This window comes from Planctomycetaceae bacterium (assembly GCA_041398825.1).
GTDB lineage: Bacteria > Planctomycetota > Planctomycetia > Planctomycetales > Planctomycetaceae > F1-80-MAGs062.
Map to the genome: position 1 here is coordinate 56333 of JAWKTX010000006.1, position 12747 is coordinate 69079.

The following is a 12747-nucleotide window of genomic DNA, read 5'->3' on the forward strand; positions in this document are numbered from 1 at the left end:
GTTCCACATTTCTGTCAGTCGTAAATTGGCAGGAACGTATTGAAGGCGGCCTCGCCGAAGTGGCCTGGGTCATTGAAACGCCGGTGCTGGTCCAGATCGTCGATTGCCATCATCTGATCTTCGGAGAGTTCGAAGTCGAAGATATTGATGTTTTCTCTCATCCGTTCGACGCTGGAAGTTTTGGGAATCACGGAGGTCCCGCGCTGAACACCCCATCGCAGTGCGACCTGCGCAGGTGTCTTGCCAACCGCACCTGCAATCTCAATCAGAACGGAATTCCCCAGGACGGATTCTGCAGGGTCAGCCATCCCAAGACTAAAGTAGCTCTGTGCGCCCAGCGGGGAAAATGCCGTGTAAGCAATTCGTTCCTGCTGGCAATAACGCAGCAATCGCTTCTGCGCGAGCTGTGGATGCGTTTCTACCTGAATGACGGACGGACGAATGTGGCACCAGGACAGCAGATCCCGCAACAAGCCGGTCGTGAAATTACAGACACCGATTTGCTTGATCAAACCTTCTTTGGCCAGCTCTTCCATCGCCTGCCAGGTTTCGCGAATGGAAACACGCACCTCTTCAACCACAGGATTCTTTGCATCCGGATCGGTGAACCAACCGGGAGGATATCGTCGCTCGAAAGGGACAAATCGCTGGGCGATCGGGAAGTGGATCAAATACAAATCCAGGTAGTCCAGACCCAGATCATTCAAACTTCGCTCAAATGCCGGCCGAACATGTTCTGCTGCGTGATAGGTGTTCCAAAGTTTGGATGTCACCCACAAGTCTTCGCGTTCGCAAAGTCCTTCGCCGATCGCTGCGGCAATACCCTGCCCCACTTCGACTTCATTCCCGTAATCGCAGGCACAGTCCAGGTGTCGATACCCAACCTGGATCGCCTGACGGCAAACATCAGCGGTCTTGTCTTTATCAACCTTCCAGAATCCAAAACCAACTTTGGGCAGCCGGGCACCCCATTTCAGTGGAATGTATTCCATGGTTTCTGAGTAATCCCGTTCCGGGTTGGACGCTGGCTTAAGATTCATACCTGAGGTTACCTTTTTAGACACACCAGAACCTGGCGATTCAACAGCATCTTCACGGACGGCCTCCCTTTCGTCGTGGTCGGCATCAGCCAGGGACGTTAAGGAAACAGAGGCTTCTTCCAGTTTGAGTGATTCGGACGGGATTGTTTGTGCGGAACGTTTGGAACGCCGTTTCGTCACCGGAGATGCAACAACCTCGTGCGTCGCTTTTGACCGGACAGACTTGTCCCTGTCGGAAGCTTTCCGTTTCACTCGGCTAACCAATGCCGTTTTCTTCGAGGATGCATCGACCGCTGAATGATCTGCCGCCGCAACCATGGCTGAATCCGCATCCTGTTCAACGCCATTACTGTCAGGCGGAATTCGAGACTCTGGCTCTGTCGCATCCGGTAATTCGACGGAGGCAGCGGCAGTATTCTGGTCAGCCACAACGGCGCCTGGTGGGTTCGTGGTTTCCGAAGATACCAGACCTTCTGCAATGGCGTCGGATGGAGTCAAATCAGCAGCCTGATGACGATTCCCGGCGGATCGTTTTTCTGCCGACTTCTTCTTTTTGTGTTTCTTCGTTGCCTTTTTGGAGACCGGTTTGCCTGCCGCAGGTTTGCCATCCTTCTGAATGAGTGCATCAGCGTGATCTGAAGTCGTCCCAGCCTGATCCCCGGCCGCAGCACTTTTCGCAGTGCGATCTTTCTTCTTTTTCTTCACCTTCGGCGCAACAGGTTCGTCATCCATATCCCAGGCAAAACTCAGCTGACCCGGAAGCCTCACTGGTACAGAATCACTGGGGTCAGTTTTTTCGAACTCATCAGACATTGCGAACACTCTGATTTCAGGACACATCGAGACGCTGTTGCAGGCCAACCATTCCCTCCAGTGCATCCCTGCTGGCGCGTAACAGGATAACCAGGCTGCTGTCCAATGTGGCGGCGCAACCGAGGATTTTCCTAATTGGTTGGTAAGGGATGAATCGATTACGCAATGCAGTGGATATTTGCCCCCGCATTCCAGCCGTCTGTGACTGACTCAGTTCCGTCAATTGGAAAGCGGTAATTTCAGGAACCGTGCCTGAAAGCCGTTAAATGCATCTCGGTCACCCGGTTCGGATGCCGGGGTAAGAAAATGAACTCACGCCTGATTTGGATGACAGCCCTGCTGACACCGGGACTCTGGGGCCTGTGCGATGGGGTTTCCCCGTTCGTCAGGATGTGCCTGGTTTCATTTTCGCTGTTCTTTCTGATCAAACTGCATGTGCTGGTTGAATTCAGATTCAAATCAAATCCGCTGTCCAAGGTACGGAAGAATGGCGACAGAAATCCCCGTCAAAGCGGCCTGACTGCTCTTTCAAAGCGGGACCAGTGGTTCTGGTTCGTTGCCTGGCCAGGATTAAACGCGGCCGAATTCTTCACCACAGTGCCGGCAAGACACATTCCACGAGAAGACTGGGGGTTCGCTGGAAGCAAAACTGCTGCGGGAGGCTTCTTATTCTGGATTCTCGCCCCGAGAATGCTTTCATGGAATAAATGGGCGGCAGGATGGACCGCGCTCGCCGGTGTCGTCTTCATGCTTCACTTTGGTCTGTTCCACTGGATGGCATTGTTCTGGCAGTCGAAGGGGCGCAATGTTCGACCCATCATGAACTGGCCGGTCATGGCGAATTCACTTGCCGATTTCTGGAGCCGCCGCTGGAATCTTGCTTTCCGGGACTATGCTCACTCACAAATTTTCACACCTCTTTCGCGATGGTTTCAGGAATTCAGTTCGAAACATTCGTCAAAAGAAGACACGGGTCTGAGCAGGAGAATTCGTCGAATCGGCCCGATGCTGGCCATCCTTGTGGGCTATGCCTTTTCAGGCATCATTCACGAACTGGCTATCTCAGTTCCTGCAGAAGCTGGCTACGGGCTGCCGACGCTGTACTTCGCAATTCAGGGTGCAGGCATTGTGACTGAACGTATCGTGAGCCGGCAGCTCATTCGAATCAACGACGGGTGGCTCGGCCGATTCTGGGCACTTCTGGTGGCCGGAGTTCCAGCCGTCATTTTGTTTCATCACGCATTTGTCGTGAAAGTTGTGGTTCCATTGCTGCAGAATCGGGGGCACTAAGATGGCCAGTCTGGAAACGCTGATCTTTATTTCCGGCATCCTGCACCTGGGCACACTGCTTGGCAGCGCACAGGTGCCACGGGAACTTCGCTTCAGAGAAGAACTGCCGCAACTGAATCCGATGCTTCGGCACTGGGTCATTGTGGCCGGTGGCTACATCGTGCTGAACATCGCAGCCTTTGGTCTGCTTTCGTTGTGTCTGACGCGTCAGCTTTGCGATGGCAGTCTCCTGGCTCGGGCCGTGTGTGGGTACATCTGCATCTTCTGGGGCATTCGACTGATCATTCAACTTTTGTTTTTCGATGCGAAGCCTTACCTCAGAAATACCTTTCTGAAAGCAGGCTATCATGGACTGACGATCGTGTTTCTCTGGCAGACCTGCGTCTTTGGTTACGCAGCATTCTGTTAACAAAAGCCATCGCCGATCCTTGAACTCCCGGGAAGAATTCGTCAGCCTTTGCACCACGATCCAACTTCACTGGTGGTGGGGAGCAAACAGGTCATGGCTGCGAAACAGGCGATTCCGCAGGGATCATGGATTCTTGCGGAGGAACTACTGGAAAACGGTGACCCTCGTTTTCTCGACGAACTTCGAACCATACACGACGCTGATCGACTGGGCGCGTTTGCTGTCACATGGTTCAACGACAAGCGAGCTGCCTCTCGGCAACTGTTGCTGCAGTATCTTGAACTACCACTGAATGTTTACCGACACGAAGCGCTGGTCAAACGGCTCTACAAGAATGCCGAAGCAGCAAATGACACTGAGGTTCTGTCGCGATTCCTGCTGGCCTTTGATCGATCTGTCCGCCGCCTGAAGAAAACTCGATGGCGGTACGAATGGTTCAGACGTGAATCCTGGTCAGAGGAAACAATCAGCGTTCCAAACGGCACGATGATGCCCCGTGGAAAGAACGTTCAGCGGATCGATCGTTCAACAGGCAAAATCATTCTGGCCGACAATCAGAAGGCCCATGATCGCCTGCAGTTATTTTCCGTAGCGACACGCAAGTATCTGCGCCGGCGAGTCTGGCGATACTTCCGTAAACTCGCCGAAACAGATCCGCAGCAGTACATCAGCGCGATGTGCGAAACACTTGTTCGATATACAGATGCGGACTGTGCGGACGGACTGGCACTCATCGATAACTGGTCGCTGATGCATATTCTCTTCCATCACAGTGATGTCCTTCGGTATTCGCCCGGCGGCTGGAATCCTGTTGAGGGCAGGTCGCTCAGGGATCTGAAACCGGCGCCGGCATTTGCTGACGCATGGAAGATCTCGGGGCAGCCTTTGCTGAAGTTACTTGATCAGTCCCGATGTCGGCCCGTTCGACAATGGGCACTTGGCATGATCAGAGACCTGCATCCCGGTGTACTGAACTCGGTGCCTGTTGATTCTCTGATTCGATGGATTTCGAGTGAAGACGAATCACTTTCCGATCTTGCAATTGATTTGCTGAAGGCTGGCACGATTGCGGCTTCAGTATCCACGGAAACCTGGATGGAACTGCTGGAGCAGGCCAATCCAAACTCTCTCGACCGCCTTTGCAGTTTGATCGAATCCACACTGGATCCGGCCGCGTTGTCGCTGGTTGAAAAAGTTCGGGTTGCCAGTGCCAGACCGATTCCGGTAGCCAGACTCGGAATGGCCTGGCTGAAGCTGATTACGCCGACATCGTCTGGTGAATGTCAGGCACTCTTGCAGCTGCGCGAAGCACAGGCCGAAGCAATTCGCCCCGAGCTCATCGCGTGGCTTCAGCTGGTCCTGACAGATTCACCACACTTTCAACCACTCGATATTCTTGAACTACTCGACAGCCGACACCCTGATGTTCGGGAGGTAGCTTCGGCATGGCTGATGGGTGATGAACGACTCTCCGGAGACACCCGAATCTGGCAGCGATTGATGGAAAGCCCCTACGACGACATTCAACTACATATCGCGAGACTGCTGGAATTCGAAGCGAACAGGCCAGACCAAGAACCTCTTCTTCGCCAGAAGAATCTGGACCCCGATCTGGTTCGGCACCTTTGGGCGTGTGTATTGCTGAACGTCCATCGCGGGGGACGGCAGAAGCCGGGGATTGTCGCATCCATCATTGATCGTATTTCGAAGAATCCTTCCGAAACCGAATCTTTATTACCATTGCTGTCCATAGCTCTTCGCTCCGTACGATCGACGGAATGGCGAGCCGGACTGACTGGACTGGTTCGTCTGATCGAAACTTCACCAGCATTACGCACAGAATTAACGGCCGCGTTTCCTGAACTCACCCTGACTTAATCGCCCTGGTGAGCTTGCAAAGAGCAAACAGAATGTCGAGAACTACACGACTAACCTTCAGAGTATTGACCGTTGAATTTGTGAATTGAACGGTCGAAGATCAATCATCAATCAGACAACGAAACACAGAAGGAGGAAGAGCGACTACCGAGACTAATTTGCTGCGGTGTTCCGCCGTGGTGCGAGTTTGCCTTCACATGCTTTCCCGAGGTCGTTGTTCGTTCGCCAGACACGTCATTGTGCCGGCGACTGGAGCAACGAGGTTTTCACCAGCACAATGACGTGTCTGGCTTGAGTGAACGCCCTCGGTCGGCCCTTCGAAGTCGGTACCGTTCTCCTCCTTCTGCTTTTCAGGTGGATACTTTTCAAGTTGAATTGACATTTCGAGCCAGCCTGTCAGCGGACCAGCCGAACAACAGACCCAGCCAGAAAACCGATACACCGACCAACGGGAAGGAGATTGAACAACTACCGAGACTAATTTGCTGCGGTGTTCCGCCGTGGTGCGAGTTTGCCTTCACATGCTTTCCCGGAGTCGTTGTTCGTTCGCCACCCAGTCACCTGGCGTGGCAACTGGGGCAACATATTTAGGCCACACCAGGTGACTGGGTGGCTTGAGTGAACGCCTCCGGTCGGCCCTTCGAAGTCGGTACTGTTCATCTCCTTCCCGCCTTTTTCACCACTCGGCATCCGCCACAGAACGTGCCTCAGCCTCATCTCAAACGCCGACAGGAACCAGTCCCCATGGAAATGTCTTTTGCCTATCGTAAGAAAAGTGCGGTTGTGCAGGGGGCTTTTGGGGTTCAGATTGCGTTATCTCCAAACCTGCGACGAGACCGCGTGAGTTACAGTGGACGCCTCCGGGATCCCCTGCGATTCCGAGAGGCGATCGGAGCACTTCACGACATCGTCATCAACGATCTGCGTTACAAGCCGAAGGATCATTCCGCCTACGAAGAATGGAAAGCCGGAGAACGCGCACGTGAATCCGCCATTCGAAGCTCAGCATATCAACAGACAAAAAAAGAACTGACCTCGCAGCAAAGCGACCCGATGCCTCCGAATCTGGAAGGTCAGTTTTTTCAGCAGCGGAATCTCTACTGGAAGGCTCGCCAGCAGTATTCGAATTACCTGCTGCGACACGACAGAGAACTTTGGCGGCTCCTGATGCCTTGCGACCCTGTGATCACCGTCGCAAATGATTCCCTCTTCTTTGAGTGCTTCAGCGCCGATGAAAGCAGTTACGGCTGCCTGACCGTCATGCGGGACGGCTTCGACCACGAACAGGACGTCGCAGTCGGAACAACGAACGTCGACTATACTTGGTCGCTTTATGAACACTTTCAGACCTTGCGCAGTTATCGTGAAACACGATTTGAGGTCGATCCATCAGGATTCGAAGTTCAGACGACAGACACCACAGGACATCGTGAAGAAAAGATAGATCTGCCCAACAGCTGGCTGCGAGGTTTCATGCAGTTACAGTCAGCAATGAGTCTCCCGTTGCGGCGAGTTCCCGTCAGTCGTGAAGGACTTTATGCCGTCCTTGCATTCCTGAAGCGGCATCGAGCGGCCAGAAGCCCTCGCGCGATTCGCTTTGAACTGGAACCCGGCAGACCGGCCCGAATTGTCCTGGAACCCTGGGAGAAGCGAATTGAACTGCACGGCCAGCCCTATCAGGGAGCGAGAGCAGAATCCATTCGAGTCTGGGGACGCGACCGATTGCGGGTTCTGGCACGCCTTCTTCCGTTGACCGACCACGCGGATGTCTATCTGACTGGTTCCGGCCTGCCCAGCTTCTGGGCCATTCACATGGGTGAGATGCGGATGGTCCTGGGACTGAGCGGCTGGACAACCAATGACTGGACGGGGGCATCGGCACTTCAACAACTGGCTCCGCCGGGTGAAATTACTGAAGATTCCCTGAAATCCATCGCTCAGGGTTTTGTCATTGATCCGGCACGCTCTTTCATTCAGCTTCAGTCATCCACAGGAATGCAACCCGCACAACTGGCCGCGGGATTGAATCGCCTCGCGCTCCTCGGTCAGGTGATTCAGGACCTGCCAGCAAACCTCTATCGATGGCGGCAGGTCATGCCAGTACCACTCACCTCAGCACAGGTCGGCCAGGACGACTCCGAAACAACCGCGGCGGCAGCACTGCTGAAAGCGGCAAAGATCACGACGACCCGGGATGATGTTGTCAGTGGCGGACTTCGAGTTGTCGTGGGAAACATCAAAGAGAGCTGGGGCAGTCCCCGCACGATTGAACTGATTCTGGATGCGGACAGTCGAATAGTCCGTGGCAAATGCAACTGCTCACATCACTTCAGGAATGGTCTCCGCAAGGGTCCATGTCGGCACCTGCAGACACTCAGGAATCACTTGCTCAAGAGTGGTCCCGCTGATTCACTGGAAGGTTGGTTCAGGATGTTCGGCAGGTAAAGTTCTTCGACGACTCATCAGGATCTGACGAATGGCTGACGCACAAACGAACAACGCAGTTCAACAGGCGGTGCTTGATTTTGTTCGTTCAATGACAATGTTCACCGCTTACGATGTAACGCTGGCCGTCCGCAATCAGGGCGTCGTCGCGCGGCATGGTGAGGTTCGCGACGTTGTCCACTCGATGTTTCAGGATGGAATTCTTGGCGCAGCCTGGCAGCGGACCGCTGTCGACATCGGCACGGATACGCGCCCGCTGGTCTATCACCACTTCAACCAGGATCCCCGAACGTATAAGTCGCCATCGACAGGATCAGCAGCCAAACCCGCCACCAACAGCGGACAATCAGGGTCGCCAAGCCCGGGTTCTGCTGCGTCCGGAAGCGGAAAGGGATTCTTTCAACGCATCGTCGGAGCGTTTTTCGGCCAGGGACGCAGCCCCGGCACACCCTCGAATCATCCGGCATCCGGCGGGGCTCAGGTTCCCTCACAACCGTTGAGAACGCCGAAGCAACGCCCCCCCATAACCATCGACCTGGATGCATCCGCCTACTTGCCAATTAGTCGAAGTGACCTGTTGTCGGAAGCGAAGAAGACCAATCTTTGGGGAAGTCCCTGGTTCGGGCGTCGCGATCTGATTCCACCTGTAGAAGACGATCGAACGAAACTGATCGATCGAGCAATGTTGACGCAGGGTTTGCTGACCCCCGAACAGCTTACGGAAATCCACCGCGTTGGCGCGGAAATGGACAAGTACCGGCCGGACCAGTTACTGATCAATCAAAAATCTCAAAAGGCTGGTCAGGCCGCTGTCGATGAGGAACGGCAGAGCAAGGCTGCTTTGAAGAAACAGAAGAAGGAAGAGGCGGCTCTCCGAAAGCAACTGCATCGCCAGGCGGTCGCCGATCGAAAAGCGAATGACATCGTCTTTTTAGGACGAGGTGTCTCCTCGAGACTTGGCGATCGCACAAGCGACGACACCAAGCTGCAGGCAGCAGGACTTCCGGTGATGTCAACTCCCTCCGACCTGGCAAACGCACTGTCCATCACTGTGCCTCAGCTTCGCTGGCTGGCGTTTCATTCAGACGTCGCGAGTCGAACGCATTACGTCAACTTCACGATCCCCAGAAAGTCCGGTGGTGTTCGAATTTTAAGTGCACCTCACCGGCGCATCGCTGCTGTCCAGCAATGGATTCTGGCCGAAGTCGTGTCTCGTCTGCCCGTGGAAGACTGTGCTCACGGCTTTGTGCCCAACCGAAGCATCCTCACCAATGCTCGCCCTCACGTTGGGCAGCAGGTTGTGTTGAATATGGATCTGGAAAACTTCTTCCCGGGTATCACCTACCCACGTGTTCGAAGAATGTTCCAGACAATCGGATACTCTGGCAGTGTCGCTACCATTCTTGCACTCCTGTGCACCGAATGTCCAAGGAGAACAGTGACTTGGTCCGGTGAAGTCTTCCATGTGGCTTGTGGCCCGCGCGGGTTACCCCAGGGGGCCTGTACCAGTCCGGCCATTTCGAATCAGGTTGTAAAGCGGCTCGACAGGCGTTTGCAGGGTTTGGCTCGCAAACACAATCTCGTGTTCACTCGCTATGCCGACGACCTGACATTTTCAGGTGGCAGCGACTTTGATACGAATGTTGCCTGGGTGATGGCATGCGTTCGACACATTGCTGAAGACGAAGGTCTGGTCGTCAACGAAAAGAAGAATCGTGTCCTGCGAAGAAACACGGCGCAGATCGTGACTGGCCTGGTGGTCAACGACAAGCCCTCTGTCTCCCGTAAAAAACTTCGCCAGATCCGTGCGATCCTGCATCGCGCCCAGCAGGAGGGACTGGAATCACAAAACAGAGATGGCCACCCTAACTTTCGGGCCTATCTGGACGGGTACATTAGTTTCATTTCGATGACTCGCCCCGAGATCGCTGCAAGATTGAAAGAACAACTGGCAAATGTGTCGTAATGGGCGGTCGCAGATTCGGTATCTAACAAGGAGCGGAAGCAGTGGGGACAAAGCTGGCAAAAGGCGCGTATCCTGAACAGGGTGGACCATCAGACTTTCAGTGTTTTGGGCCTCCGGCGACTCGGGATGGCGAATTCGACGCCGTCAAAATCGCAGACCTCGGATGCTTTACTCAGGATGGTAAAGACAGCAACAAGTACTACCACGCCGCCGTCGTCCAGCATCGAACCAGCAAGAAATGGTACGCCTATTTTGAATGGGGTCGCACCGGAGCAGCGTCGCCCAGTTTTCAGTTTGTTGAATGCAGCACCGAACAGGACGCACAGAGAGAATTTGAATCGCAGCTGCATTCCAAGAATGATCGCCGGGGTGAATGGGTCACTGTTGCCGGACTTCGAACCCTGCGGGCGCGCGCGGGAAAAGACTGCTATCTGGTTCGTCCGATGGCAACTCGAAGTACCGGCCTGCCCGATGCACGCAGCATCAAGATTAACGAAGGGGCAAAGACAGACAAAAAGGCAGATCCTGCTGCAACCGAAGGCACTGGCAGCAAATCGTCAAAAAAGAAAGGCGTGAAGATCGATCAGCAGACGCGAGACCTGCTGCGTGATCTGAGCGTCGCGACGATCGCATATACGCGCGGCAGCATGGCCGACAGCAGTATCCCAACTCAAACAGCAATCGATGAAGCACGCACTATTCTTTCAGAAGCTCAAAACCGCCTGATCAAGGTTGGTGATGATGTAAAGAAGCAGGTAAAGGACAAAGAGCTTCTCGAGATGACAAAGATGATGTATGGCCGTATCCCCAAGAAAAAAGCCCGCAATGCCGAAGCTCATGAATGGCTGCTGACCAGAGACAACATCCTCGCATGGCAAAACGATCTGGATGCCTTCGAATCCGCCCTGTACGCGACAGATATCGACCAGAACAATGAGGCGGAAGTCAATCCGCTGGACGAACTGAATCTTCATATGGAATGGATTTCACCGACATCAACACTTGGCAAGTACCTCTATAAATGGTGGCCAACGGCGACCGCAAACCGCCATTCCTACATCGGGGATATGAAGATCCGGAACATCTGGCAGGTCGATCGACACGACGACAAGGACAAACTACCGCCGGTGCAGAAAAAGATTATCGAAGCGAAGCCTAAAATCGCTGAACGAGCTCTGTTCCAGCCGAAGACCAGAACCGATCTCGCGACGGCAGATCGCAAGCGATACAAAGATTCAAATACTGCATTGCTGTTTCACGGTACTCGAAGTGTTAACGTTCGAGGCATCATGAAAGAATCGCTTCGCCTTCCCAAGACCCTGGTCGGTGTTGTTATTACGGGAGCCATGTTTGGCCCGGGACTGTACTTCGCGGACGACTGGAAAAAATCGGCGGGGTACACCAGTCTTCACAACAGCTACTGGAGTCGCGGAAGCGGAGCAGTCGCCAGTCGTGGTGCATTCATGTTTGCAATGGACGTCGTCCTGGGAAATCCATTTGTCGCACCAGGAGCCAGAGGCTACACCGGCCCACCGGATGACCATCACTGTATCTTTGGTAAATCCGGTGCATCAGGCGTGCAGAACAATGAATATATCGTGTTTGACACGGCCCAGCACCAAATTCGCTACCTTGCCGAATTCGAAGTCTGACCAGGCGAAATACATTTCCAGATACATTGCTGAGATTCTGTTCGGAGACCTGATTCATGCTGAAGAAACTTCCGGCCCCCATTCTGCTGCTGACGACCAGTCTTCTGCCTGCGTTATTCGCTCAGCAGACTCCGCCGGATGTTCTTCCCGTCTCGACATCCATCATTGATGCCTCAAAATACAAGACCCTGCAGCAGGCGTTGGATGCGGTGCCGGCGGCCGGCGGAATGGTTCGAATACCGCCCGGAGAATGGCACCTCGACGCACCTCTGCACATCCACACCACGAATACCCGAATCGAAGGCAGTGGACCGGCCACAAACCTGATCAATCGCAATGAATCCGGAGAACCTGCCATTCTGATTGCCCACCCCGACCGGACGAAGGTAAAAAAAGAGGCGAGACTCTGGCGTGCCAATATTTCAAACCTGCGCATCACAGGAAACCCAAAGTCCGGTGATGGAATTCTGGCGGAATATGTAGAAGAAGTATTCGTGCAGGGTGTGACCGTCACCAAATGCGGCGGAAACGGAATTTACCTGAATCACTGTTATGAGGACCCGCGTATCAGCGACTGCCTGATCACTTACAACGCAAGAACCGGTCTCCATCTCCTGGGTTGCCATGACATCGTGATCTCAGCAAATCACTTTGAGGAAAACCAGGATGCCCTGCACTGCATCGACAGCTTCAATCTTTGTATGAACGGAAATAATCTGGATGATCACCTGGGCAAAGGTGTGCTGATTGAGAATACGTACGGATCAGTTCTGTCAGGTAATATGATTGAGGAATGTAATGGAATTGCCATCACGCTGGATCGAGACTGCTATGGAATTACTCTCAGCGCCAACGTCATCGCTCATAATGGCGGAGGCATCAGCCTGCTGGATGCCCACGGTTGTGCGGTGAGTGCCAACACTCTGACCATCATGAAGACAGATGCTCTGTTCATTGGGCCAAATAGTGGTCGCATCACGGTGACCGGAAACAACTTCAGCAACAGTCACATTGGTCAGGGACCAAAGCTGGTCAAACGTGCGGAGAACGATCTGGCGGCTGCAGGTATGGTGGCCGATGGCTGCCGGGACTGTGTAATCAGCGGCAACGTCTTTTCCGGCCTGACCACCAAAGCCATCGAACTTCGCAACTCGCCTTCAAATCTTCGGTTTGCTTCGAACCTGGTTGTGGACTGCACGTCTGATGTGACGGACGACCAGTCCATACCGGCCACAGCGGTTCAGGAGTGACGGA

General features: G+C 53.9%; 8 protein-coding genes. 7 read left to right on the forward strand and 1 reads right to left on the reverse strand.

From position 1 onward, the window contains the following. Window positions 1-14: 14 nt before the first annotated feature. Window positions 15-1853 carry an aldo/keto reductase gene (locus R3C20_12205; protein MEZ6041265.1) on the reverse strand — a complete coding sequence of 613 codons (1839 nt, stop codon included), beginning with the start codon at window positions 1851-1853 and terminating at the stop codon, window positions 15-17. 306 nt (window positions 1854-2159) lie between these two features. On the opposite strand from R3C20_12205, the gene R3C20_12210 reads away from it, so the two are divergent. The 7 genes from R3C20_12210 (at window position 2160) to R3C20_12240 (ending at window position 12743) form a co-directional block, all read left to right on the forward strand. After that, on the forward strand, window positions 2160-3143 hold the full coding sequence (locus tag R3C20_12210) for an MBOAT family protein (GenBank protein ID MEZ6041266.1): 984 nt from the start codon (window positions 2160-2162) through the stop codon (window positions 3141-3143). Window position 3144: 1 nt separating this feature from the next. Beyond that, a complete protein-coding gene (locus tag R3C20_12215) occupies window positions 3145-3552 on the forward strand; it encodes a hypothetical protein (GenBank protein ID MEZ6041267.1) in 408 nt (135 codons plus the stop codon). 93 nt (window positions 3553-3645) lie between these two features. Then, window positions 3646-5430 carry a hypothetical protein gene (locus R3C20_12220; GenBank protein MEZ6041268.1) on the forward strand — a complete coding sequence of 595 codons (1785 nt, stop codon included), beginning with the start codon at window positions 3646-3648 and terminating at the stop codon, window positions 5428-5430. A gap of 744 nt (window positions 5431-6174) precedes the next feature. Beyond that, window positions 6175-7875, forward strand: a complete 1701-nt coding sequence (locus tag R3C20_12225) for a hypothetical protein (GenBank protein ID MEZ6041269.1) — start codon at window positions 6175-6177, stop codon at window positions 7873-7875. Window positions 7876-7906: 31 nt separating this feature from the next. Then, window positions 7907-9841 (forward strand): reverse transcriptase domain-containing protein, encoded by a 1935-nt coding sequence (locus R3C20_12230; GenBank protein ID MEZ6041270.1) that lies wholly within the window; start codon window positions 7907-7909, stop codon window positions 9839-9841. A gap of 41 nt (window positions 9842-9882) precedes the next feature. Continuing rightward, window positions 9883-11493 carry a WGR domain-containing protein gene (locus R3C20_12235; protein MEZ6041271.1) on the forward strand — a complete coding sequence of 537 codons (1611 nt, stop codon included), beginning with the start codon at window positions 9883-9885 and terminating at the stop codon, window positions 11491-11493. A 56-nt stretch (window positions 11494-11549) separates the two neighbouring features. Beyond that, a complete protein-coding gene (locus R3C20_12240; GenBank protein ID MEZ6041272.1) occupies window positions 11550-12743 on the forward strand; it encodes a right-handed parallel beta-helix repeat-containing protein in 1194 nt (397 codons plus the stop codon). Window positions 12744-12747 lie beyond the last annotated feature (4 nt).

What these genes read in the sequence shown, in the direction of transcription:
- R3C20_12230 (MEZ6041270.1), top strand. Translation starts at nt 7,907, where the DNA reads ATGGCTGACGCACAAACGAACAACGCAGTTCAACAGGCGGTGCTTGAT.
- R3C20_12225 (MEZ6041269.1), top strand. Translation starts at nt 6,175, where the DNA reads ATGGAAATGTCTTTTGCCTATCGTAAGAAAAGTGCGGTTGTGCAGGGG.
- R3C20_12220 (MEZ6041268.1), top strand. Translation starts at nt 3,646, where the DNA reads ATGGCTGCGAAACAGGCGATTCCGCAGGGATCATGGATTCTTGCGGAG.
- R3C20_12210 (MEZ6041266.1), top strand. Translation starts at nt 2,160, where the DNA reads ATGAACTCACGCCTGATTTGGATGACAGCCCTGCTGACACCGGGACTC.
- R3C20_12205 (MEZ6041265.1), bottom strand. Translation starts at nt 1,853, where the DNA reads ATGTCTGATGAGTTCGAAAAAACTGACCCCAGTGATTCTGTACCAGTG.
- R3C20_12240 (MEZ6041272.1), top strand. Translation starts at nt 11,550, where the DNA reads ATGCTGAAGAAACTTCCGGCCCCCATTCTGCTGCTGACGACCAGTCTT.
- R3C20_12215 (MEZ6041267.1), top strand. Translation starts at nt 3,145, where the DNA reads ATGGCCAGTCTGGAAACGCTGATCTTTATTTCCGGCATCCTGCACCTG.